The organism is Burkholderia sp. 22088, from assembly GCF_052045915.1.
In the GTDB taxonomy this organism is placed as follows: Bacteria; Pseudomonadota; Gammaproteobacteria; order Burkholderiales; family Burkholderiaceae; genus Burkholderia; species Burkholderia cepacia.
In genome coordinates this window covers 162,146-184,773 of sequence record NZ_JBQEPY010000005.1, presented here as the reverse complement: position 1 = coordinate 184,773, position 22,628 = coordinate 162,146, and the positions used below count along the sequence as shown (strand labels likewise).

At 70.0% G+C, this 22,628-nt stretch carries 19 protein-coding genes; 12 read left to right on the top strand and 7 right to left on the bottom strand.

Annotated features, from left to right (window positions below):
- Positions 1-183: 183 nt before the first annotated feature.
- Positions 184-1,248 carry a phytoene/squalene synthase family protein gene (locus ACTJLD_RS11580; RefSeq protein ID WP_175757510.1) on the bottom strand — a complete coding sequence of 355 codons (1,065 nt, stop codon included), beginning with the start codon at positions 1,246-1,248 and terminating at the stop codon, positions 184-186.
- A gap of 375 nt (positions 1,249-1,623) precedes the next feature.
- Here ACTJLD_RS11580 and ACTJLD_RS11575 point away from each other — a divergent pair, with 375 nt between their 5' ends.
- Complete coding sequence (locus ACTJLD_RS11575; RefSeq protein ID WP_440658789.1) at positions 1,624-2,769, top strand: glycerophosphodiester phosphodiesterase; 1,146 nt, start codon at positions 1,624-1,626, stop codon at positions 2,767-2,769.
- A gap of 61 nt (positions 2,770-2,830) precedes the next feature.
- Here the strand turns inward: ACTJLD_RS11575 and ACTJLD_RS11570 are convergent, their stop codons facing one another.
- Positions 2,831-4,456: a rhodanese-related sulfurtransferase gene (locus tag ACTJLD_RS11570; protein ID WP_059591247.1), complete on the bottom strand. Its 1,626-nt coding sequence runs from the start codon at positions 4,454-4,456 to the stop codon at positions 2,831-2,833.
- 131 nt (positions 4,457-4,587) lie between these two features.
- The gene (locus ACTJLD_RS11565; protein ID WP_027791458.1) at positions 4,588-5,154 is read right to left on the bottom strand and encodes a cysteine dioxygenase; all 567 of its coding nucleotides are present in this window, start codon (positions 5,152-5,154) and stop codon (positions 4,588-4,590) included.
- A 17-nt stretch (positions 5,155-5,171) separates the two neighbouring features.
- Here ACTJLD_RS11565 and ACTJLD_RS11560 point away from each other — a divergent pair, with 17 nt between their 5' ends.
- Complete coding sequence (locus ACTJLD_RS11560; RefSeq protein WP_440658788.1) at positions 5,172-6,146, top strand: LysR family transcriptional regulator; 975 nt, start codon at positions 5,172-5,174, stop codon at positions 6,144-6,146.
- A 61-nt stretch (positions 6,147-6,207) separates the two neighbouring features.
- On the opposite strand, the gene ACTJLD_RS11555 is transcribed toward ACTJLD_RS11560, so the two are convergent.
- Entirely contained in the window at positions 6,208-7,578 is a 1,371-nt protein-coding gene (locus tag ACTJLD_RS11555; RefSeq protein WP_440658787.1) for an acyl-CoA dehydrogenase family protein, read from the bottom strand.
- A gap of 313 nt (positions 7,579-7,891) precedes the next feature.
- On the opposite strand from ACTJLD_RS11555, the gene ACTJLD_RS11550 reads away from it, so the two are divergent.
- The 8 genes from ACTJLD_RS11550 (at position 7,892) to ACTJLD_RS11515 (ending at position 16,046) form a co-directional block, all read left to right on the top strand.
- A complete protein-coding gene (locus ACTJLD_RS11550; protein WP_060085184.1) occupies positions 7,892-8,977 on the top strand; it encodes an LLM class flavin-dependent oxidoreductase in 1,086 nt (361 codons plus the stop codon).
- 22 nt (positions 8,978-8,999) lie between these two features.
- Positions 9,000-9,839, top strand: a complete 840-nt coding sequence (locus ACTJLD_RS11545) for a class II aldolase/adducin family protein (protein WP_027791454.1) — start codon at positions 9,000-9,002, stop codon at positions 9,837-9,839.
- 32 nt (positions 9,840-9,871) lie between these two features.
- The gene (locus ACTJLD_RS11540) at positions 9,872-10,924 is read left to right on the top strand and encodes an ABC transporter substrate-binding protein (RefSeq protein ID WP_174394621.1); all 1,053 of its coding nucleotides are present in this window, start codon (positions 9,872-9,874) and stop codon (positions 10,922-10,924) included.
- Positions 10,925-10,928: 4 nt separating this feature from the next.
- Complete coding sequence (locus ACTJLD_RS11535) at positions 10,929-12,035, top strand: ABC transporter permease (RefSeq protein WP_060315283.1); 1,107 nt, start codon at positions 10,929-10,931, stop codon at positions 12,033-12,035.
- Complete coding sequence (locus ACTJLD_RS11530; protein WP_059696271.1) at positions 12,029-12,856, top strand: ABC transporter ATP-binding protein; 828 nt, start codon at positions 12,029-12,031, stop codon at positions 12,854-12,856. The genes ACTJLD_RS11535 and ACTJLD_RS11530 overlap by 7 nt, the downstream gene beginning before the upstream one ends.
- 50 nt (positions 12,857-12,906) lie before the next feature.
- Positions 12,907-14,100, top strand: coding sequence for a c-type cytochrome (locus ACTJLD_RS11525; RefSeq protein ID WP_440658785.1), 1,194 nt, complete (start codon positions 12,907-12,909; stop codon positions 14,098-14,100).
- 37 nt (positions 14,101-14,137) lie between these two features.
- Positions 14,138-15,091, top strand: coding sequence for an ABC transporter substrate-binding protein (locus ACTJLD_RS11520; RefSeq protein ID WP_060085179.1), 954 nt, complete (start codon positions 14,138-14,140; stop codon positions 15,089-15,091).
- Between the two features lie 88 nt (positions 15,092-15,179).
- Entirely contained in the window at positions 15,180-16,046 is an 867-nt protein-coding gene (locus tag ACTJLD_RS11515) for an MOSC domain-containing protein (RefSeq protein WP_059696279.1), read from the top strand.
- Positions 16,047-16,153: 107 nt separating this feature from the next.
- Here the strand turns inward: ACTJLD_RS11515 and ACTJLD_RS11510 are convergent, their stop codons facing one another.
- From ACTJLD_RS11510 to ACTJLD_RS11500, 3 genes are all read right to left on the bottom strand, one after another.
- Positions 16,154-17,572, bottom strand: a complete 1,419-nt coding sequence (locus ACTJLD_RS11510; RefSeq protein WP_060315286.1) for a sensor histidine kinase — start codon at positions 17,570-17,572, stop codon at positions 16,154-16,156.
- A 79-nt stretch (positions 17,573-17,651) separates the two neighbouring features.
- Positions 17,652-18,332: a response regulator gene (locus ACTJLD_RS11505; protein ID WP_059696281.1), complete on the bottom strand. Its 681-nt coding sequence runs from the start codon at positions 18,330-18,332 to the stop codon at positions 17,652-17,654.
- A gap of 131 nt (positions 18,333-18,463) precedes the next feature.
- The gene (locus tag ACTJLD_RS11500; RefSeq protein WP_440658784.1) at positions 18,464-19,705 is read right to left on the bottom strand and encodes a multidrug effflux MFS transporter; all 1,242 of its coding nucleotides are present in this window, start codon (positions 19,703-19,705) and stop codon (positions 18,464-18,466) included.
- 102 nt (positions 19,706-19,807) lie between these two features.
- On the opposite strand from ACTJLD_RS11500, the gene pdxR reads away from it, so the two are divergent.
- Both pdxR and ACTJLD_RS11490 read left to right on the top strand, forming a co-directional pair.
- Positions 19,808-21,295, top strand: a complete 1,488-nt coding sequence (gene pdxR, locus ACTJLD_RS11495; protein WP_440658782.1) for a MocR-like pyridoxine biosynthesis transcription factor PdxR — start codon at positions 19,808-19,810, stop codon at positions 21,293-21,295.
- 218 nt (positions 21,296-21,513) lie between these two features.
- Entirely contained in the window at positions 21,514-22,614 is a 1,101-nt protein-coding gene (locus ACTJLD_RS11490) for an ABC transporter substrate-binding protein (RefSeq protein WP_027791443.1), read from the top strand.
- Positions 22,615-22,628: the final 14 nt, after the last annotated feature.

The following is a 22,628-nucleotide window of genomic DNA, read 5'->3' as shown; positions in this document are numbered from 1 at the left end:
ATGCGCGACCGCGGCTGACGCCGCGATTCACGCCGCCGCGAAGGATCGCTGACGTTCATGACACCCACGTTTCGCGAAACGAAATAATGAAAACGTTTTTAGCCGATGCGGGAGAACCGGCCCGGCGAACGCGGGCCGAGGAGCGACGCCGGCACCTGTCGCGCCGGCATCGTTCGGTGGGTGTCAGCGTGTGACCGGCTGCACGAGACGCGCGCTCACGGCATCGGAAAGCGCGGTCATGCGCGCGCGAATCGCCGTGTTCGAGCCGACCAGCGCGAGCGACGACGCCATGATCCGGTAGACGCGCTTTCTCGGCACCTTGGCCGGCTTCGCCGGATCGAGCCACGCGTCATGGCCGGCCAGCAGTTCGAGCGTTTCGAGGCCGATCATGATCGGCCACAGGCATGCCAGCCGCAGCCGCACGAAGCGGCGCGGGATCGCAACGGTATACAGGCACGCGTCGCGATACTGGTCCAGCGTCACGCGCAGCAGGTCGACCAGCACGCCGCGCGCGCGCGCCGACGCATCGGGCAACATCAGGTCGGCGACGCTCAGCCCGTGCGCGCCCAGCACATCGTCGGGCAGGTAGCAGCGGCCGATGCGCAGGTCCTTCGCGCAGTCGCGCAGGATGTTGGTCATCTGCAGCGCCTTGCCGAAGCGGATGCCCTTCTCGACCATGTCCGGCAGGTTCCAGCCGCGCGCGGCCGGCGTGTGCATGCCCGTCATGTCGGTCCAGAACTCGCCCACGCAGCCGGCGACGAGATACGTGTAGCGGTCGAGTTCGTCGCGCGTCCGCAGCGACGCGACCCGCCCCGATTGCTCGTCGGGGAACGTGCGCAGGTCGAATACCATCCCCGCCGTCAGCGTCGCGACGACCTTGCGGATCGACGCGCGATCGGCGTCCGGCTGCGCGCGCAGCAGCGCGAGCATCGGCTCCATCGAGCCGAGCAGCACGTGCTCGTGCGAATCGGTCTGCATCCGCGTCACGTCCTCGAGCGCACGCGACAGCGCGACGCCGTCGCCGAGCTGCTCGACCTCGTCGCGCAGCTCGGTCAGCAATGCCGCCCGGCGATCGGGCGCGACGAGCGCCGTATCGGCGATCGTGTCGGCCGCGCGCGCGAGCAGGTACGCGAGGCCGACCGGGTCGCGCATGCCGTCGGGCAGCACGCGCAGCGTCAGGTAGAAGGAGCGGGAAACGTTCTTCAGCAGGTCGCCGAGCAGGTAGGCGGAATCGGTTCGAGTCGTCATGGGTCGGGAAAAATCGGCCGGCGCGGGCGCCGGACGCACACGGGCGCCGGGCGCCCGCGCCGGCCCGCGAGTCGCCGCATCGTCGCGCCAGGCGGGCGTCCGGCCCGGCACGGCGATGCAAAATTCCCGCAAGTTTAGTGCATCCGGCGCACGGCCTGCCCGGGACGGCCGGAATGCGTCACCCGTCGGGCCGCCGTCAACCGCCCCGCCGCGCATATCGCGCCCCGAAAACAGGAAACGGAAAGGCCTGAGTAATACATATGTAATTATTCGGTGCGACGATCGCGTCCCATCCGACTCCGTGCGACACGGCGCGACAGCCGCACCGCCGGAGCGACCGCCCCTTTCCGACTCTCGTTTCGAAGGTTCACCGACATGCTCTTCAAGCGCCCGACCTCCCTGCGCTACGTCCCGTTCGCCTGTGCCGCCGCATTCCTGCTCGCCGCGTGCGGCGGCGACGACGACGTCGCGTCCGATCCCACCCAGCCGATTTCCGCGAAGATCCAGGTGGTCGGCCATCGCGGCGCGAGCGCGCTACGCCCCGAACACACGCTGGCGTCGTACCGCAAGGCGATCGAGGACGGCGCGGACGTGATCGAGCCCGATCTCGTGTCGACGCGCGACGGCGTGCTCGTCGCGCGCCACGAGAACGAGATCTCGGGCACGACGAACGTGTCCGCGCTGCCGAAGTTCGCGAGCCGCAAGGCGACCAAGACGATCGACGGCGCGCAGCTGACGGGCTGGTTCACCGAGGATTTCACGCTCGCCGAGCTGAAGACGCTGCGCGCCCGCGAGCGCATTCCGCAGGTCCGCCCCGCGAACACCGCGTACAACGACCAGTTCGAGATTCCGACGTTCGACGAAATCGTCGCGCTCGCGAAGCAGTTGTCCGCACAGACCGGCCGCACGATCCACCTGTATCCGGAAACCAAGCACCCGACCTACTTCCAGTCGATCGGCCTGCCGCTCGAGGACCGCCTCGTCGATGCCCTGCTGAAGGATGCGTACACGGCCCGCACCGCGACCGTCTACATCCAGTCGTTCGAGGTCGCGAACCTGAAGGCGATCCGCAACCGGATCAAGTCGAGCCAGCCGAACTGGAAGCTCGTGCAGCTGATGGACGAAGCCGGCCAGCGCCCATACGACTTCGTGAAGGCGAACGACAAGCGCACCTACGGCGACCTGTCGACGCGCGACGGCATGCGCGAGGTCGCGACCTATGCGAACGGTGTCGGCCCGTACAAGACGTCGATCATCGCGGTCGCCGCGGACGGCACGCTGCAGCAACCGACACCGTACGTGCGCTACGCGCACGAGGCCGGCCTCGTCGTGCATCCGTACACGTTCCGCCCGGAGAACAACTTCCTGCCCGCGTCGCTGAAGGACGGCGGCACGCCGGCCACACGCAACACGGCAGGCTCGGTGCGCGAGATCCAGGCGTACCTGCGCGCGGGCATCGACGGCTTCTTCACCGACGATCCGGCCGTCGGCCGCACGGCCGTCGATACGTTCAAGCGCTGACACGCGCGTCGACCGGGCGCGGCGCGCGACGCGCGCGTTGCGCCCGGTTGCATCGCATCGGTCAGATCACGTTGAAGTGGTGCGTGCCGTCCCGCTTCAACTGGTCGACCAGCCCGTATTCCCAATCGAGATACGCCTGCATCGCGGCCGCCGCGTTGTCGGTGCCTTCGTACGGGCGCCGGTAGCGGTCGACACGCGGTGACGCCAGGCGCGTCTCGCCGCTTTCGAGCGGCAGTCCGGCGTCGATCCACGCGGCCGTGCCGCCGGTGAGCACCCGGATCTCGGCCGAAGCCGGCAGCAGCGCACGCGCGTCGTCCGCCGCAAACCGCGCGAGCAGGCTCGACCCGCACGTGAACACATAACGCTTCGCGGCCGGAATCGCCGCGAGCGCGTCGCGCAGCTGCGCACGCACGGCGAACCACGCGCCCGGGATATGCCGCTTCACGTAGTTCGCGCTGGCCGTCACGTCGACGATCGCCAGCTCGCCGGGCGCCGCCTCCTTCAGCCAGCCCGCGAGCGTCGCGGGCGATACCTCCGCCACGGCCGGCGTCGCCGGCACGTCGCGCGGCGGCTGGCCGCGCTCGCCGAAAGCGGCCGCGCCGGCCGGCTCGACGACACGCACGTCCCAGCCCATCTGCGCGAGCCACGACGCGGTCATGTCGGCACGCACGCCGTCGTCGTCGGCGAGCACGATCCGCGCGCCGCGCACGGCTGCGTGATGGTCGGTCTCCTGCACGAGCTGGCCGCCCGGCGTGCTCAGGAAACCGGGCAGATGGCCGGCTTCGTATTCCTCCGGCGTGCGCACGTCGAAGCGGTACAGCGTGCGGCCCGGTTCGTCGAGCGCGGCGACGTCGGCGAGCGCGATGCGCGGCACGCCAGCACGTTCGGCCACCGCGCGCGCAGCGCGGCGCGCTTCGTCGCGCTGCGTCGCGTCGATGTCGTCCGGAAAGCGCCGCGCGGCACCCCGCTCGAGCGTCTGGCCCGCGAGCGTCCAGCCGATCGTGCCGTTGCGCAGCGCCGCGACCGGATTCGGCAGCCCCGCGTTGACGAGCGACTGCGTGCCGATGATGCTGCGCGTGCGTCCCGCGCAGTTGACGACGACCTGCGTCGCCGGATTCGGCGCAAGCGCGCGCACACGCAGCACGAGTTCCGCGCCGGGTACGCTCGTCGAGGTCGGGATGTTCATCGTCTGGTATTCGTCGAAACGGCGCGCGTCGACGATCACGACATCGGCCTGCGCGTCGATCAGCGCCTGCACCTCCTGCGCGGACAGCGACGGCGTATGCCGCTCGGCCTCGACCCATTCGCCGAACGACTTGCTCGGCACGTTCACGTCGATGAACAGTTCGCCGCCCGCCGCGAGCCAGCCCGCGAGGCCGCCGTCGAGCAGCCGCACGTCGGTGTAGCCGAGTTGCGCAAGCTTCTCGGCCGCGCGCGGCGCGAGATCCTCGCCGCCCGCTTCGCCGAACACGACGATCGGCGTGTCGCGGCGCGGAATCCGCGTCCACGCGTCGAGTTCGAGTTTCGACAGCGGAAAGTTGGCGGCCCACAGCGGGTGGCCCTGCGCGTACGGGTCTTCCTCGCGTACGTCGATCAGTGCGATCTCGTCGCGGGCAAGCAGGCGCGCGCGCACATCCTGGTACGACGCGACGGGAAAACGGGAAGTGGAATCGGCGGAGTGCGTCACGATGTCTCTGTATTGAATGCGTTGAAGTCGGTGAAGAAAGCGGAACGGTTCAATCTTGGGCCCGCCGGCGCGTGCGGGCAATCGGCCTTCCGGCCGGTCGCTTGCGGCCGGCCGCATCGGCAGGCGTTGCATCAGGCGTTCGAATAGCCCGACACGAAGGGCTTCACGGTGCCGTCGTCCAGGTACACCGCGCGCTCGACCTTGCCGATGTTCGCGCCGTACACGTGGATGCTGATCGATACCTGATCGGCGAACGCGTTGGTCACGCGATGGACGTCGCCGATGCGCGGCGACACGGCCTCGATCTCGCCCGGCGCGAGCCGCACGGCTTCGCCGGACGGCACCGGCCGGCCCGCTGCGTCGAACCGGTACGGCTGCGAGAATTCGCCGCCGCGCAGCATCCCGATCAGCCCCCACACCGTGTGGTTGTGGATCGGCGTCGTCTGGCCGGGACCCCACACGAAGCTGACGACCGAGAACCGCTCGTCCGGGTCGAGATGCAGCAGGTATTGCCGATAGCGCGCGGGGTCGGGCTGCGCGAACGCGTCGGGCAACCAGTCGTCGTGTTCGACGAGGGCGGCGAGCAGCGCACCGCCCTCGTCGAGGATGCGCGCCTCGTCCGCGCCGGACGCGAGCAACGCGCCCAGACCGTCGACGAACGGACGCAGCGGCGTCTGATGCAACGAAAGCGTACTCATCGGCTGGCTCCTCGAATATGATGCCGAATATGATGGATCGTCATGATGCACCTGAAAGACCATGCAGAACAAACATGAAAATTAGCGATATCGACGCTTTTGCAGCGGTGGTCCGCTGCCAGACCCTGAGCCAGGCCGCGGCCGAGCTCGGGATGACGCAGCCCGCGATCACGCGGCGCGTCCAGAATCTCGAGGAAGCGCTCGGCGTGACCCTGCTCGATCGCAACACGAAGCCGCCGCGACCGACCGACATCGGCCGGCAGGTCTTCGAGCAGTGTCGCGCGATCCTGCGCGAAGTCGATGCGCTGCGCGAGCTGACGGCCGGCGAGCAGCCGCCCGCCGGCGAGTTCCGGATCGGGCTCACGCAGGGCCTCGGCGAACTGATGCTGCCCGCGCTGATATCCGAACTGGCCGCGCAGTGGCCCGCGCTCGCGACGCAGGTCACGACCGCGTGGGGCGGCATGCTCGTCGAGCGCGTCGCCCGCCGCGAACTCGATGCGGCGCTCGTGTTCCTCGCGCGCGAGATGGTGCTGCCGGCACAGGTCGACGGCGAACGGCTGCTGGCCACGCGGCTCGTCGCGGTCGGCCGCAAGGGTAACTGGCCGCGCCGCAGCTACCGGCTCGCCGATTGCCACGCTCATGGCTGGGTGCTCAATCCCGACGGTTGCGGCTTTCGTGCGGGCCTGCGGCGCGCGCTCGACGCGCAGGGCCTGCCGATGCCGGTCACGCTCGACGCCTACGGCCGCGACCTGCAACTGCAGAGCGTCGCGAACGGCTTCGGCATCGGGCTGATGCCGCTGCCGCTCGTCGAAGGCAGCCCGCTGCGCGACGCGCTCGACATCGTGCCGCTCGCCGATTTCAAGCCGCACATCGATCTGTGGTTGCTGCGCCGGCACGATGCGGCCCGCTTCGGCGCGCCGCTCGCGGCCGTCGCCGCGCATGCGCGTGCGGCATTCGCGCTGCCCGAGCAGGCGCACGACCAGGCTGCGTGACCCTATCGGGCGGCGGCAGCATCGCGCCGCCCGATCGATGCTCGCGCCAGCCCTGCTCCGCTCAAGCATCGCTGCGGCCGCGCCCGGTCCCGTTGACCGACGCCCCGCCCGTTTCCGTCTCGCCGCTCGCTTTGCCCTTCGCTGCGCCCTTCGTCTCGCCCTTCGCTTCAACCCGGCTCGCTGCGTCGAGCACCGCACGCCCCGCCGCCACCGCGATCGCGTCGTCCTGCGGCGTATGCACGCGGCTGCACAGCACGTCGCGATAGTGGCGTTCGAGCGGATTGGCGCGGCTCAGCCCGTGATTGCCCGACAGCTTCAGCGCCTGCTCGACCGCACGGATCGCGTGCTCGGTCACGGTGCGCTTGACCAGTCCGCTCGTCGTGACCGGCGGCGCATGACCCGCGTCGGTGCGCGCGATGTGATCGTCGAGCAGCACGCGGTTCGCGTGCAGCCAGCCCTCGATTTCGCCGACCGCTTCCTGCACGCGCGGCAGCGTCGCGAGCGGTGCGCCCAGCCCGCTCGGCGCACGCGTCGTCGCGAATTCGACCACCCAGTCGCGCGACGCGCGCGCCACCGCGTCGTACAGGCTGCCGAGCAGCGCGACCATCCACGCCTGCTGGTCGGCCTGCGCGTCGGCATCCGCGTGGGTCGCGGCCGACACGGCCCATGCGTCCGGTGCGCGCACGTCGACCGCGTGATCGGCCGGCAGCCGGACGTCGTCGAACACGACCTCGTGGCTGCCCGACGCACGCAGGCCGAGGTGATTCCAGCTTTCGATCACACGGATGCGATCGCCATCCGCATCGCGGTCGCGCGGCACGAGAAACACGCCGACGCGCGGCGCCGGTTCGTCGGTGCGCGCCCACACGGCCAGCCAGCGCAGCGCCGGAATCCCGGTGCTGTACAGCTTGTGGCCGGACAGCCGCCAGCCGTCGCCGTCGCGCCGGGCAACGGTTTCCGGCAGGCCGCCGCGCGACGGCGAACCGAGCGCGGGCTCGACCCGCAGCGCGTTGATCAGCGCACCGTGCGTGACCGCGCTGTCGAACACCGCGCGCCGCACCTGTGCGGGCCAGCGGTTGTCGGCCCGGCCGAGCGCGCGATGTTGCAGATACGTCATCGTCAGCACCAGCGCGGTGGCCGGATCGGCCCGCGCGACGGCGGCGACGATCCGGCTCGCCTGCGCGAGCGTCGCACCGGCGCCGCCATGCTCGCGCGGCACGACCTGCGCGATCAGCCCCGCGCGATGCAGCCGCGCGAAGTTCTCGTGCGGAAAGCGGCCATCGACGTCGTTGCGCGCCGCATCGGCGGCAAGTTCCGGCGCGAGGCGCTCGAGCAGCGCGGCGACGCGTGCGTCGTCGGCATCGTCGGTGGGCAGGAGGCGCAGCGCGGGCGGCTGCGGCGACGGCGAGGAAGCGGCAAGGCTGGCGGACATCGAAACGGATTCCCTGGGTAATACGGACAGGCGGCAAGCGCGACGGAGATCGGCAACCGCGGCAATCGATCGCCACGCGGCGCGGTATCCCGTGAACCGGGCGATCCGCAACGCGTGCCCCCGGATTCGCCGGCGCCCGCGCGCCCGATCGTTCGTGAGCCCACAGCGTATGCGCAGCGCACACGCGCCCAAACCATGCAAATCTGATATTCAAATCGGGATTGATTATTTCCATTCCGCATGATCGCGGCGTTAACCTGCGCTCCATTCCTGCCCGGCCGCGCGCCGGGACATCCCCGCACCGGAGACCCAGATGAGCGTCGAATTCATCGGCATGATCCAGAGCCAGAAGCAGTCGGAAATCCACCCGCCGTCCGGCCCCGTGGTCGATCCCGGCTACGTGCGCGACTTTGCCCGCGCCCACGAGACGGCCGGCTTCGACCGGATCCTCGTGCCGCATCACTCGACCGGCCCGTCGGCGACGCTGACGATCGCGTTCGCGGCGGCCGCGACCGAGCGCATCCACTTCATGCTCGCGCATCGCCCGGGCTTCACCGCGCCGACGCTCGCCGCGCGGCAGATCGCGACACTCGACCAGTTCAGCCGCGGCCGGCTCGCCGTGCACTTCATCTCCGGCGGCTCGGACAGCGAGCAGCAGCGCGACGGCGATTTCCTCGACCATGACGCGCGTTATGCGCGCACCGACGAATACCTCGGCATCCTGCGGCGGATCTGGACCGAAGCGCAGCCGTTCGATCACGACGGCGCGCATTACCGGTTCAAACAGGGGTTCTCGGAAGTGAAGCCGTTCCAGCAGCCGCATGTGCCGATCTATTTCGGCGGCGCATCGGAAGCCGCGCTCGCCGTGGCCGGCAAGCACGCGGACGTCTACGCGCTGTGGGGCGAATCGCTCGACCAGGTGCGCGACCTGACGACCCGGGTGCGCGCCGAAGCCGCGAAGCACGGCCGGCAGGTGCGTTTCTCCGTGTCGTTCCGCCCGATCCTCGCCGCGACCGAGGACGAAGCGTGGGCGCGTGCGCATCGCATCCTCGACGAAACACGCCGGCTGCGTGAAGCGGCCGGCCTCGGCGCCGGCGGCCCGCAGCAAAGCGAAGGCGCGCGCCGCCTGCTGGCCGCGGCCGAACGCGGCTCGCGCGTCGACAAGCGGCTGTGGACCGAGATCGCCAGCCTCACCGGCGCGCGTTCGAATTCGACGGCGCTGGTCGGCACGCCCGAACAGGTCGCCGATGCGCTGCTCGACTACTACGACCTCGGCGTCACGACGTTCCTGATCCGCGGCTTCGATCCGCTGGAAGACGCGATCGACTACGGCCGCGAACTGATTCCGCGCGTGCGCGGCGCCGTCGCCGCACGCGACGCGGCGCGCCGCGCGGCCTGACGCGACCCGGGAGACCCTTACGATGTCCGCCGTTCCGTCCACACTCGAACGCACTGCGTCGGGCCTCGCGCTCGCCGCGTCGCCGCGCCAGCATTTCTGGTTCGATCCGCCCGCGCCGCGCATCGACGTCGCCGCCGAGCGCCGTCACCGTCAGGAGCGGCTCGCGGCCGCGTTCCGCCTGTTCGCTCGCTTCGGCTTCGCACAGGGGCTCGCCGGCCACATCACCGCACGCGACCCCGAGCTGCCCGACCACTTCTGGGTGAATCCGCTCGGCGTGCATTTCTCGCAGATCAAGGTGTCCGACCTGCTGCTCGTCAACGCGCGCGGCGAAACCGCGATCGGTTCCCGACCGCTGAACAAGGCCGCGTTCGCGATCCATGCGGCCATCCACGACGCGCATCCGCACATCGTCGCCGCCGCGCATACGCATTCGACGTACGGCAAGGCGTGGTCGACGCTCGGCCGCCCGCTCGATCCGCTCACGCAGGACGCGTGCGTGTTCTATGAAGACCACGCGCTGTTCGACGACTTCACGGGGATGGTCGTCGACACGAGCGAAGGCGCACGGATCGCCGATGCGCTTGCGAAACCGGACGGCACCACGCACAAGGGCGCGATCCTGAAGAACCACGGAATCCTGACCGCCGGCCCGACGGTCGAGGCCGCCGCATGGTGGTACATCGCGCTCGACAACGCCGCGCACACGCAGTTGCTGGCCGAGGCGGCCGGCACGCCGCAACCGATCGATCATGCCACCGCGCGCCACACGCACGGCCAGATCGGCGGCCCCGAGGGCGCGCTGCATGCGTTCGACAGCCTGTTCGCGCGCGTCGTCGCCGACGAACCCGACCTGCTCGACTGAGCGCCTTCCCGCACGACCGGAGACCAGACCACATGACCCGAACCGCCGCACCCGCGCCCGCCAATGCACACGACACGCGCGACACGCACGACGACAAACGCCGCAAGCTGCTGCGCGCGGCCGGCGCCGCCGCGCTCGCCGCGCCCGCGATCACGCTTGGCCGCAAGGCCTGGTCCGCGCCGCCGCTGAAGAAGCTCACGTTCGCGTGGAACCAGAACGCGTTCTGCCTGACGCCGATCGTCGTCGCGCAGGAGCGCGGCTTCTTCGAGAAGAACGGCCTCAAGGTCGAACTGATCAACTACAGCGGCTCGACCGACCAGTTGCTCGAATCGATCGCGACCGGCAAGGCCGATGCGGCGGTCGGGATGATCCATCGCTGGCTGAAGCCGCTCGAAGCCGGTTTCGACGTGAAGATCATCGGCAGCTCGCACGGCGGCTGCGTGCGGCTGCTCGGCTCGAAGGCCGCCGGCGTCACGACGCTGCAGGCGCTGAAGGGCAAGACGGTCGGCGTCAGCGATCTGGCCGCGCCCGGCAAGCATTTCTTCTCGATCCTGCTCGCGAAGAACGGGATCGATCCCGAGCGCGACATCACGTGGCGGCAGTATCCGGCCGACCTGCTCGGCGTCGCGGTCGACAAGGGCGAGATCCACGCGATCGCCGACGGCGACCCTAACCTCTATCTGCTGGAAAAGCGCAGCAACGGCGCGTACACGGAACTCGCCACGAACCTGTCAGGCGAATACGCACGCAAGGTGTGCTGCGTGATCGGCGCGCGCGGCGATCTCGTGCGCAACGACCGGCCGGCCGCCGCCGCACTCGCGCGCTCGATCGTGCAGGCCACCGAGTTCACGCACGACAACCCGAACGAAGCCGCGAAGGTGTTCGCGAAATATTCGCCGAAGATCAGCCCCGAGGACCTGCGCAAGCTGTACGCGACGCTCACCTACACGCACCACCCGACCAACGTCGACCTGCAGCAGGAAATCGCGTTCTATGCGGACGATTTCCGCCGCATCAGCGTGCTGAAGAAGAGCACCGACCCGCAGCGCTTCGCGCAGCAGGTCTATGCGAACGTGCTCGGGTGACGCGATGTCGACGATCGAACACGCCTCCACCGCGCGCACCGCACCGTCACCGGCCGGCGGTGCGCCTGCTTCCGCTGCCTCCGCTGCCTCCGCACGCGTGGCCTGCACGGCCTGCGAAGCGACGCTCGCGGCCGAAGCGCGCCGCGCGCGCACCTGGCCGACCGGCATCGCCGCCGCGCTCGCCTGGGCCGCGCTCGGCGCCCTCACGCAGCTGTGGCCGAACCGCATCGTCGGCTTCAGCGACTGGGCGTACACGGACACGTTCGGCACGGCCGCGTGGACGATCGCCGCGTTGCTGCTCGCCGCCGCGACGCTCGGCCATCTCGTCGCCGCGACGCGCACGCGGCTCGCGCGCGTGCGCCCGGCCGGCCCGTGGCTCGTCGCGCTGCCGCTCGTGCTCGCCGCGTGGGAAATCGTCACCGCGAAAACCGGCTGGCTGCCGACGCCGTTCTTCGCGCCGCCGCAGGCACTGATCGAGGTCTACGTCGACGACTGGCCGCGCCTGCTCGGCAGCGCCGGCAACACGCTGAAGCTGCTCGCGCTCGGCTTTGCATACGGCGTCGCGGTCGGTTTCGCGGTCGGCGTGTCGATCGGCTGGTCGCGCCGGATCGGCTACTGGGTGCATCCGGTGCTGCGCGTGCTCGGCCCCGTGCCGGCCACCGCGCTGTTGCCGCTCACGTTCTACTTCTTCCCGTCGAGCTATTCCGCCGCCGCGTTCCTGATCGCGCTCGCCACCGGCTTCCCGGTCGCGGTGCTGACGTGGTCGGGCGTCGCGAGCGTCAACAAGCAGTATTACGACGTCGCACGCACGCTCGGCGCGAATGCGCGCTTCCTCGTGCTGCGCGTCGCGATTCCGGCCGCGCTGCCGCACGTGTTCGTCGGCATCTTCATGGGGCTGAGCGCGTCGTTCACGGTGCTGGTCGTCGCCGAGATGATGGGCGTCAAGTCCGGGCTCGGCTGGTACCTGAGTTGGGCGCAGGGCTGGGCCTCGTACGTGAACATGTATGCGGCGCTGATCGTGATGGCGCTGCTGTTTTCCGGGCTGATCGCGCTGCTGTTCGCGGTGCGCGACCGCGTGCTCGCGTGGCAGAAAGGAACCGTCAAATGGTGAACGCCGCCGTACTCGAATCGTCCGCGTCCGCTGCGCCCGCCGCGTCGCCTGCCGTCACGGCGCCGCGCGGCGCGCGCATCGACATCCGCCGCGTGAGCCATGCGTTCGACGGCCCCGGCGGCCCGCTGCCCGTGCTCGACGACGTCACGCTGTCGGTCGCTGCCGGCGAATTCGTCGCGCTGCTCGGCCCGAGCGGCTGCGGGAAATCGACGCTGCTGCGCCTCGTCGCGGGCCTCGACGCCGCGCGGCAAGGCGGAATCGCGCAGGACGGCGTGCCGATCGAGCAACCCGATCCGTCGCGCATCGTCGTGTTCCAGGACCCGACGCTGTACCCGTGGCGGCGGGTGCGTGCGAACGTCGCGCTCGGCCTCGAGGCGCGCGGCGTGGCGCGCGCGTCGCAGCATCGCGTCGACGATGCGCTCGCGCGCGTCGGCCTGCAGGAATTCTCGAACGTGTTCCCGCATCAGCTGTCCGGCGGGATGGCGCAGCGGGTCGCACTGGCCCGCGCGCTCGTCAACGATCCGCGCCTGCTGATTCTCGACGAGCCGCTCGGCAAGCTCGATTCGCTCACCCGGCTCACGATGCAGGCCGAACTCACCGCACTGTGGCAACGCGACGGTTTCTCTGCATTGCTCGTCACGCACGATGTCGAGGAAGCGCTGTTCCTCGCGCAGCGCGTGATCGTGTTCGGGCCGCGTCCCGCGCGGATCGTCGCCGAGTTGCGCGTCGACCTGCCCTATCCGCGTCATCGCGGCGACCCGCGCCTCGCCGAGCTGCGTCACGACGCGTTGCGGCATCTCGGGCTCGATGCGAGCTGGTAGATGCGCGGTACCGTTCGACGATGGGCCGCCGTGCGGCGGGAACGTAGCCGATGAATGCACCGACGTTCTCCGACTGGGCGCTGCTGTTTCTGCAAGGGCTGTATCGCGCGCAAGTCGCGCTGTCGCGCGTGCTGCATGCAATCGGGCTGACGGGCGACGCCGACGGCCAGCCTGCCTGGCCGTGGGCCCGTCGCATCGCGCTCGAAACGCTGCGCATCGACGCCGGGCTCACGCGGCAACTCGCGTTCGCCGTCGCGGTGACGACGCTGGCCGCCGTGCTCGCGTGCATCGCGCTCGCGTTACGCAAGCGGCGTGTGGCGTCGGCGCTTGCGGTGCTTGCCGCGCTGGCCGTTGCGTGGTTCGCGCCGTGGCCGCCGGCTTCGCTGTGGCTTTCGCCTGCCGTGCCGACGAGTTTCCAGCGTGATCCCGCGCCGTTTTCGGTATCGAACGTGATACGCGGCGCGCACTTGTATGCGCAACACTGCGTGGCATGCCACGGCGTGGACGGACGCGGGGAAGGGCCGCTTGCGGCCACGCTCCCGCACTGGCCGCCGACCTTCGCCGGCGCCCTGCTCGCCCGCCGCCTCGACGGCGAGCTGTTCTGGCGCGTGCGTCACGGGACACGCGACGAACGCAGCGCGCCGACGATGCCCGGCTTCGCCGCGACACTCGGACCCCGCGACACCTGGGCCGTGCTCGACTACCTGAAAGCGCTCGCCGCGGGCAGCGGCGCGCAGGCAGAAGGCGCGTGGCCCGTGCCCGTGCCGCTGCCGGCGCTCGACGTGCGCTGCGGCAGCGCCGCGCCCCAACCGCTCGATCGCTGGCGCGCAGGCCAGCGCGTGCGCATCGTCGCGCTCGCGCCAGGCGCGCCGCCCCCGCCGGAAGACGCGCGCTGGCAAACCTTGCTCGTCACGGCAAGCGGCACGCCCGTGGCCCAGGCGGCCGGCGCGGCGCGAGCCGATTGCGTCGCGTCGACGCCCGATGCATGGCTCGCCTTCGCGACGATCGCCGGCGTGACGCCCGCCGCGCTCGGCGGCACGCAGCTCCTCGCCGATCGCCGCGGCTGGCTGCGGGCGCGTGCGTTGCCGGGCAGCGCGGGCTGGTCGGACGCCGACCTGCTGTGCCGCTCGGACGCCACGCCACGGCCGGCAGTACCGGCCGCGAACGGCGACGCGCTGACCGCGCTGCTGCTGCGCGTCGACACGGAACCCGTGCGCGACGTACAGGCCGGGCTCCCGCATTGATCGAATCCCTGACTTTCTCTTCCGACCGAACTTCACGATGAATCCGACCCGACGCCACTTCCTCGCGCAAGCAAGCGCCCTCGCCGCGATCGCCGCGGCCCCGGCCGCCGTGCGCGCGCAATCGGGCACGCGGCCGCTGCTGCGCGCCGGCGACCAGAAAGGCGGGCTGCGCGCGCTGCTCGAAGCAGCCGGCGAACTGAACGGCCTGCCGTACGACATCGCGTGGACCGAGTTCCCGGCCGCCGCGCCGCTCGCCGAAGCGCTGAACGCGGCCGCCGTCGACTGCGGGCCGATCGGCGATGCGCCGGTGATCTTCGCGCTCGCGTCGGGCGCACGCATCAAGGTGATCGGCGCGAACCGCTCCGACCCGTACGGCACGGCGGTGCTCGTGCGGCCCGACGCCGCGCTGAAAAGCCCGGCCGACCTCAAAGGCAAGCGCATCGGCACCACGCGCGGCTCGATCGGGCATTTCGTCACGCTGAAGGCGCTCGACGCGGCCGGCCTGCCTCCCGACGCCGTCTCGTTCCGCTTCCTGCCGCCGGCCGATACGATGCTTGCGCTCGCAACCGGTTCGATCGATGCGTGGGCGACCTGGGAGCCCTATACCGCACTCGCGGAAACGAGCGGGCGCGCGCGCGTGCTCGTCAGCGGCCGCGGGCTGTGGTCGGGCCTCAGCTACATCGCGGCGACCGACGCGGCGATCGCGTCGAAGCGCGACGTGCTGCACGATTTCCTGCGGCGCGTCGTGCGCGCGCAGGCCTGGTCGTACCGGCATGCCGACGCGTATTCGGCAGCGCTCGCACGCATCATCGGCATTCCGCCGGCAGCCGCGAAGCTGCAGTTCGAGCGCCGCAACACGCGCTGGTTGCCGATCGACGCGACGGTCATCGCCGAACAGCAGCGCACGGCCGACTTCTACCTGAAGGCGGGACTGCTGCGCCAGCCGCTCGACGTGCGTACCACGTTCGACCCCGGCTTCCCGCTCGCATGACCGGCCGCGCGACGCAGCGCAGCCGTCCGAACGGCTGCGGCGCGATCTGGCACAATCGCAGTCTCGCCATCCGCCTTCAGCCAGCGTCATGCCAGCCATCGCCGAACTCTTCGTGTATCCGATCAAATCCTGCGCCGGCATCGCGCTGTCGCGCGCGCAACTGCTCGAAACGGGCCTGGCGTACGACCGACACTGGCTGATCACCGACCCCGCCGGACAGATGATCACGCAGCGCACGCACCCGCGCCTCGCGCTGATCCGCACCGCACTGAACAGCGATGCGCTCGTGCTGAGCGCGCCGGGCATGCGCGAGATCCGCACGCCGCTCGACGGCGACGTATCGCCCGCCACGCCGAAAATGGCCGCGACCGTGTGGCGCGACACCGTCGATGCGATCGACACGGGCGCCGAAACGGCCGCCTGGCTCACCGAATTCCTCGGCACGCCCGCGAAGCTCGCGCGCTTCGCGCCCGACGCACGCCGCGGCTGCAACCGTAAATGGACCGGCGAGATCGATACGCACACGCAGTTCGCGGACGGCTACCCGCTGCTCGTGATCGGCCAGTCGTCGCTCGACGACCTGAACGCACGGCTCACCGCCAAAGGTGCACCGGCGATTCCGATGAACCGCTTCCGGCCGAACATCGTGGTGTCGGATCTCGACGCGTACGAAGAGGATTTCGTCGAGCATCTCGACACGGAAGGAGCGTCGCCCGTGCGGCTTCGGCTCGTGAAGCCGTGCACGCGCTGCCCGATGCCGACGATCGACCAGGTCACCGGCGCGCCCGATCCCGCGTGGCCGCACGAGCCGACCGACACGATGCAGACCTATCGCGCGAACCCGAACTTCGGCGGCGAGCTGACGTTCGGCATCAACGCGATCGTCGTCGAAGGCGCGGGCGGGTGGCTCGAGGTCGGTCAGTCGCTGGAAGCGGAGATCGGGTTCGGCGATTGACGCGCGTACACGGCACCGCGCATCCGATCACATCGTCTTCGTAGCCCGGAAGCCGCCCGAGCGGCTTCCTGCTTCCCACTGCCCTCATCGCGACTCACGACTCGCCATCACGCGGCATGCGCCCCCGCGTCGTTCGCCGCCGGCAACCGGATCGTCACGACCAGCCCCCCGCCGGCCGCATCGGCAAGCGTCACCGTGCCCTGATGCACGCGCGCGATCTCCCGCACGATCGACAGCCCGAGCCCCGTCCCTTCGACCGTCTGCGTCTTGCTGCCGCGATGGAAACGCTCGAACACCGCGTCGCGCTCGTCCGCCGGCACGCCCGGCCCGTTGTCGATCACGTCGAGCCGCGCGTGCTCCCCGTCGCGCGACACGCGTACCGTAATCACCGCGCGATCGCCCGCATAACGGATCGCGTTGTCGATCAGGTTGCCGATCATCTCGCCGAGCAGGTCGGGCTGCCCGTGCACGTCGATGTCGGCCTCGTGCTCGAAGCCGAGATCGATGTCGCGCGCGCGTGCGACCGGCGACCAGTCGAGCGTCACGCTGCGCGCGAGCCGGTGCAGCGCGACCGGCTGGTGGGCAACAGCGTGGCCGCTGTCCGAATCGAGCCGCGACAGCGACAGCAGTTGCTGGACGATCTTCGCGGCCTGCCGCACCGCGCCGTTCGCGCGCCGCAGGTGCCCGTTCGCGCGCGGCTGCTCGTCGGGCCGCAGCGCGAGCTCGACGCCCGCCTGCACGGCCGCGAGCGGCGTCTTCAGTTGATGGGCCGCGTCCGCGAAGAAGCGGCGCCGCGCGACCTGCATCCGCTGCGTGCGGCCGATGTACTGGTTGATCGACTCGACGAGCGGCGCAAGTTCGCTCGGCATCGCGCCGGTATCGAGCGGCGTCGTGTCGTCCTCGCTGCGCGCGGCGACCGTCGCCGACAGCCGGTTCAGCGGCCGCAGCCCGCGCCCGACGCCGAGCCACACGATGCCGAGCGCCAGCACGACCAGCAGCCCTTCCTGCAGCAGCGACCCCACCAGGATCTCGCGCGCGAGCGCCTGGCGCGCCTCGATCGTCTCGCCGACCATCACCCACACGATGCGCGACTGCGCGGTCGGCACGTCGTGCACCGGGATGCGCAGCGCGGCCATCCGCAACTGTTCGCCGCGATAGACGACGTCGTAGTAGCGCGTGACGAACAGCGCACCGTCGCCCGCGTCGCGCCCGTGCGGCAGCGGCAGGTCCGGGTAGCCGGTGACCGTGTGGCCGTTGTCCTCGCGGATCAGGTAGTAGATCTTGCCGCCGTCGCTCGATTCGAGCATTTCGAGCGCGAGATACGGCAGGTCGACCTCGATCTCGCCGTCATTGAGCCGCACGCCTTCGCGGATCGACTTCAGCGACGACGACAGCGTGCGGTCGAACGCGACGTGCGCGGCGTTCATCGCGCGCTGGTACGTGAGCCACGAGTCGAGCGCGAGCAGGCCGAGCAGCGGCAGCAGCAGCCACAGCGCGACCTGCGTGCGCAGGTTCGGGCGGGGCATCATGCGTTCCGCCGGGCCGCCGCCCCGACGCCAGGCGCCATGTCGGGGCGCAGCGAACCGCCGCGGATGGGCGGGGCGCTCATTCCGCCGCCTCCGCCCTCGCCTCCAGCAGATAACCGAGCCCGCGCAGCGTGACGATCGCGATACCCGTGTTCTCGAGCTTCTTGCGCAGCCGGTAGACGTAGATCTCGATCGCGTCGGCGTTGACCGACTCGTCGAGCCCGAAAATCTTCTCCGACAGCGTTTCCTTGTTGATCGCACGGCCGTTGCGCAGGATCAGCACCTCGAGAACCGAACGCTCGCGCGGCGTGAGCGACAGCGGCTCGCCCGCGAGATGGAAGCTGCGGTCGATACTGTCGTAGGAAAGCGGCCCGCATTCGACCCGCGAATGCTCGTGGCCGAGGCTGCGGCGGATCAGCGCGCGGGCGCGCGCCTCCAGTTCGGTCAGCTCGAACGGCTTCGCGAGATAGTCGTCGGCGCCGAGATCGAGCCCCTTCACGCGATCCTCGACCGACCCGTGCGCGGTCAGGATCAGCACCGGCACCGGATTGCGCCGCGCGCGCAGCCGCCGCAGCACCTCCAGCCCGTCGAGCTTCGGCAGCCCGAGATCGAGGATCACCAGTGCGTAGTCCTGCGTGCGCAGCACGTGGTCGGCCGCCTCGCCGTCCGCCATGTGATCGACAGCGAAGCGCGCCGCGCTCAGCGCGTCGTTCAGCGACTGGGCGAGGTTCGGGTTGTCTTCGACGAGCAGCACACGCATGGGGATTCCGGGAAGGTCAGCGACAGGCCGCTACATTACATGATCCTTTCCGTCGCGACGCCTCGCGGAAACACCGGTTGCGCCGCCGGCGCGCCCGCGCGTCGGCCGGCCCGCCGACCGTCTCTGAACGCTCAGCGCTCGGCGGCGGTGGCACGGCTGCGCGGCGCGAAGCGCGAACCTTCACCTGCGCGCCGCCGCTCGCGCAGGCCGACCACCACCGCCAGGAACGCGACGCTCGCCCCGGCCGTGACGACGATCATCGGGCGCGCGGTGCCGTCCGACAGCCACGCCAGCACGCCGCCGCACGCGGCCGTGATCGCCATCTGGATAAAGAAGAACAGCCCGGACGCCGTCCCGGCGATCGTCGTGTACGGCTGCATCACCGCGAACTGGCAGGCCGGGATCGCGATCCCGACGGCGATCATCACGACGAACATCGGGACGACGAGCACCGCCACCGCCGTCGGCGCGACCGCTCCGCCGATCCACAACGCGGCGGTGCCGGCCAGATTCACGCCCGCCGCCGCCGCGATGACCGAATCGGCCTTCCAGCGCGTGCCGGTCCGCGCGAACACGTGCGAGCCGATCAGGTAGCCGAGCACGGTCAGGCCGAAGATCGCGGCATACACCGGGCCGGATACGCCTCGCTGCCGCTGGAACAGCGTCGACGATTCCGCGATGAACGGGTAGTACGTGCAGTACGCGAAACTGATCGCGAGCGAGTAGCGCAGGAAACGGCGCTCGCGCAGCAGGCCCGCGTAGGTCCGCACGAGCCCCGCGCCCGGCGCCGGCCGCGCGTCGCGTTCGCGGGTCTCCGGCAGGTAGCGCAGCACCATCGCCGCCGCGACCACCCCGCCCGCCGCCAGCGATCCGAACACGCCGCGCCATCCTAGCCACTCGGCCAGCGCGCTGCCGGCCAGCGGCGCAATCACGGGCGACAGCGCCATGCCGGCCGAGATCCGGCCCAGCATCGTCGCCTGCATCGCGGCCGGGAAGCGCTCGCGCACGATCACCCGCCCGACCACCGTGCCGCAGCAGCCGCCCAATGCCTGGAAGATGCGTGCGGCGACGATCGCCGCGATGCTGGTCGAGCACGCGCAGGCGACGCTCGCGACCACGTAGAGACACAGGCCGCCGATCAGGACGGGGCGACGGCCGTAACGGTCGGACAACGGCCCCGACACCAGCATCGACAGCGCATAACCGACCATGTAGAGGGTCAGCGTGAGCTGCAACTGGGCGTCGGTGCCGTGCAGCGTGTCGGCCATCGCGGGCAGCGACGGCAGGTACGCATCGATCGTGACGCGCGGCAGGCACACGACGAGCATCAACAGGAACAGCCAGCCCCACTGGGGTAATGAACGCGTTTTCATGCGGTGAGCCCGCCTCCGGTCGGATCGATGTGGTCGACTGAAATCTAAGGTCAAAGTGATATAAGCTGAAGGGCCATTAAATTCGACACTGACTGGACCACTATGGCGCGAGGCAAAGCCGCGATTCCGCTCGATCTGCCGTGCCCTGCGGGGCTGTCCACGGGCAATCCGCAGTCGAAGCAGGAATGCATCGCCGACGCGCTGCGCGACGCGATCCTGAAACGCCTGCTCCCCGGCGACAGCCCGCTGCCGTCCAGCCGCACCCTCGCGGCGCGCTGGAGCGTCGCCCGGGGGACGGTCGAGGCGGCATACGACCGGCTGTGCTCGGAGGGCTACATCGCCCGCGCGCAAGGGTCGGGGTCGCGGGTATGCGCGGTGGTACCGGAGAGCTACCTGCGCGCGGCCGCGCAGTCGCGCGACAACGGCGCACCCCCTGTCGACACACGCCCCGCGCCGGCGCGCACGACCGACGCCACCGAGCCGGAACAAGGCGTGCGTCCGGGCGTCCCGTTCGTCGCGCGGCTTGCCGATCCCGGCCTGCTGCCGATGCAGCAATGGAAGAAGGCGCTCGGGGCCAGCCTGCTTGCCGCGACGGCGAACGACCTCGGGGCGACGCCGGCGCAAGGCGTCGAAAGCCTGCGCGACGAAATCGCCGCCTACCTGCGCGAATATCGCGGCATCCCGTGCAGCGCCGGCGACATCTTCATCACGACCGGCATCCGGCATTCGATCGATCTCGTCGCGCGCACGCTGCTCACGCCCGGCTCGACGGTGCTGATGGAGGACCCCGGCTACGCGTCGGCCTGGCAGATCTTCACGATCGCGGGCGCGACCGTGATCGACGTGCCGGTCGATCGGGAAGGCATCGATACCGCGTCGCTGGACCGGCATCCCGATGCGCGCGCGGCCTACGTGACGCCCGCCCACCAGGCGCCGCTCGGCGTCACGATGTCGGTGTCGCGCCGGCTCGAACTGCTCGACTGGGCGCAGCGCAACCACGCGTGGATCGTCGAAGACGACTACGACGGCGAATTCAGCTACCAGACCGCCCCGCTGCCCGCGCTGAAATCGCTCGACGCGTGCGATCGCGTGATCTACTGCGGCTCGTTCAACAAGACGCTGTTCTCGGGGCTGCGCATCGGCTTCATGGTCGTGCCGGCGGCACTGCGGCCGGCGCTGTCGGCCGTGTGGCACGCGACCGCGCGCTCGGTCGGCGTGGCGCCCCAGCTGGCGCTGGCCCGCTTCATCGCGCACGGCGATTTTGCGAAACACCTGCGCGCGGCGCGTCACGCCTACCGCCAGCGGCGCGACATCGTGCTCGACCAGTTGGCGAAACACGCCGGCGGACGGTACACGGTGTCCGGCGAACACGCGGGCTTTCATTTCGTGCTGTGGCTGCCGCCCGGAATGGACGACGCAACGTATGTCGCGCAAGCCTGGGCGGCGGGCATCGAGTTGCAGCCGGTCCGCGGATTCTGTCGAAGCGCGCGGTGCGAAGCAGGCGTCGTCGTCGGGTATTCGGCACTGACGGCCGCGCACGCGCGGCATGGCGGCCGGCTGCTCGCGAAGCTGCTCGCGCACCCCGTCTAGGCGCCCCCGCCGTCGTTGCCCCGCCCCGCGGCAACCCGCTTCCCTCCGTTGCCGGATCGTGCCGCGCGCCGCGAAACGGCGGGCCGCCGCCGCATCGACCTCGGGAAATCCATGACACGAACGACGCGATTGTGAACTGAAATGAAAGCGGGCTGAAAGTGCGCCGCAATTAACATCCGCGTCACTCGAACAACACCTAGACGTAACTGGAGGAAGACATGCCGTTTGCACCGAAGCACCTCGCCGCCGCGCTGGCGGTCGTTCTGGGCACTGCCGCCGGCAGCGCCGCCGCGCAGGTTCCGGCCGGGTATCCGGGGAGTTACCAGGGCGTGATCGACGCCGCGAAGAAGGAAGGCAAGCTGATCGTCTACTCGACGACCGACACGGGCCTCGTGCGCCCGCTGATCAAGGACTTCGAAAGCCTGTACGGCGTGAAGGTCGAGTACAACGACATGAACAGCACCGAGCTGTACAACCGCTACATCAGCGAGAACGCGGCGAGCAGCACCAGCGCCGACGTGCTGTGGAGCTCGGCGATGGACCTGCAGGTCAAGCTCGTCAACGACGGCCTGATGGCGTCGTACGATTCGCCGGAAGGCCCGAACGTGCCGCAATGGGCGCAATACCAGAAGCAGGCGTACGGCACGACGTTCGAGCCGCTCGCGATCGTTTACAACAAGCGCCTGATCCCCGAAAACGAAGTGCCGAAGACGCGCACCGACCTGATCAAGCTGCTCGCGTCGCAACCGGACAAGTTCAAGGGCAAGCTCACGACGTACGACGTCGAGAAATCCGGCGTCGGCTTCAACGCGCTGACGCAGGACGCGCACCTGAACGAGAAGGTCACGTGGGAACTCGTGAAGGCCATCGGCAAGACCGGCCCGAAGCTGCAATCGAGCACCGGCGCGATGATGGAGCGCATCTCGTCGGGCGAGAACCTGATCGGCTACAACATCATCGGTTCGTATGCGTACGCGAAGGCGAAGAAGGACAAGTCGATCGGCTACGTATTCCCGAAGGACTACACGCAGATCGTGAGCCGCCTCGCCACCATCTCGAAGAAGGCGAAGAACCCGAACGCCGCCAGGCTGTGGGTGGACTACCTGCTGTCGAAGCGCGGCCAGACCATGATCGCGAACCAGGCGAACCTGTACGCGATCCGCACGGACGTGACCGGCGAGACGTCGGCCGCGAGCCTCACGAAGGAACTCGGCGATTCGCTGAAGCCGATCCAGATCGGCACCGGCCTGCTCGTCTACCTGGACCAGTCGAAGCGGCTCGCGTTCCTGAAGCAATGGCAGCAGGCGATCAAGAGCTGATCCGCTGATCGGCT

Bases quoted from the DNA above. Each gene is read 5' to 3' on its own strand.
- ACTJLD_RS11500 (WP_440658784.1), bottom strand. From the start codon at position 19,705: ATGAAAACGCGTTCATTACCCCAGTGGGGCTGGCTGTTCCTGTTGATG.
- ACTJLD_RS11515 (WP_059696279.1), top strand. From the start codon at position 15,180: ATGCCAGCCATCGCCGAACTCTTCGTGTATCCGATCAAATCCTGCGCC.
- ACTJLD_RS11520 (WP_060085179.1), top strand. From the start codon at position 14,138: ATGAATCCGACCCGACGCCACTTCCTCGCGCAAGCAAGCGCCCTCGCC.
- pdxR (WP_440658782.1), top strand. From the start codon at position 19,808: ATGGCGCGAGGCAAAGCCGCGATTCCGCTCGATCTGCCGTGCCCTGCG.
- ACTJLD_RS11555 (WP_440658787.1), bottom strand. From the start codon at position 7,578: ATGTCCGCCAGCCTTGCCGCTTCCTCGCCGTCGCCGCAGCCGCCCGCG.
- ACTJLD_RS11535 (WP_060315283.1), top strand. From the start codon at position 10,929: ATGTCGACGATCGAACACGCCTCCACCGCGCGCACCGCACCGTCACCG.
- ACTJLD_RS11565 (WP_027791458.1), bottom strand. From the start codon at position 5,154: ATGAGTACGCTTTCGTTGCATCAGACGCCGCTGCGTCCGTTCGTCGAC.
- ACTJLD_RS11550 (WP_060085184.1), top strand. From the start codon at position 7,892: ATGAGCGTCGAATTCATCGGCATGATCCAGAGCCAGAAGCAGTCGGAA.
- ACTJLD_RS11580 (WP_175757510.1), bottom strand. From the start codon at position 1,248: ATGACGACTCGAACCGATTCCGCCTACCTGCTCGGCGACCTGCTGAAG.
- ACTJLD_RS11490 (WP_027791443.1), top strand. From the start codon at position 21,514: ATGCCGTTTGCACCGAAGCACCTCGCCGCCGCGCTGGCGGTCGTTCTG.
- ACTJLD_RS11530 (WP_059696271.1), top strand. From the start codon at position 12,029: ATGGTGAACGCCGCCGTACTCGAATCGTCCGCGTCCGCTGCGCCCGCC.
- ACTJLD_RS11505 (WP_059696281.1), bottom strand. From the start codon at position 18,332: ATGCGTGTGCTGCTCGTCGAAGACAACCCGAACCTCGCCCAGTCGCTG.
- ACTJLD_RS11510 (WP_060315286.1), bottom strand. From the start codon at position 17,572: ATGCCCCGCCCGAACCTGCGCACGCAGGTCGCGCTGTGGCTGCTGCTG.
- ACTJLD_RS11540 (WP_174394621.1), top strand. From the start codon at position 9,872: ATGACCCGAACCGCCGCACCCGCGCCCGCCAATGCACACGACACGCGC.
- ACTJLD_RS11560 (WP_440658788.1), top strand. From the start codon at position 5,172: ATGATGCCGAATATGATGGATCGTCATGATGCACCTGAAAGACCATGC.
- ACTJLD_RS11575 (WP_440658789.1), top strand. From the start codon at position 1,624: ATGCTCTTCAAGCGCCCGACCTCCCTGCGCTACGTCCCGTTCGCCTGT.
- ACTJLD_RS11525 (WP_440658785.1), top strand. From the start codon at position 12,907: ATGAATGCACCGACGTTCTCCGACTGGGCGCTGCTGTTTCTGCAAGGG.
- ACTJLD_RS11545 (WP_027791454.1), top strand. From the start codon at position 9,000: ATGTCCGCCGTTCCGTCCACACTCGAACGCACTGCGTCGGGCCTCGCG.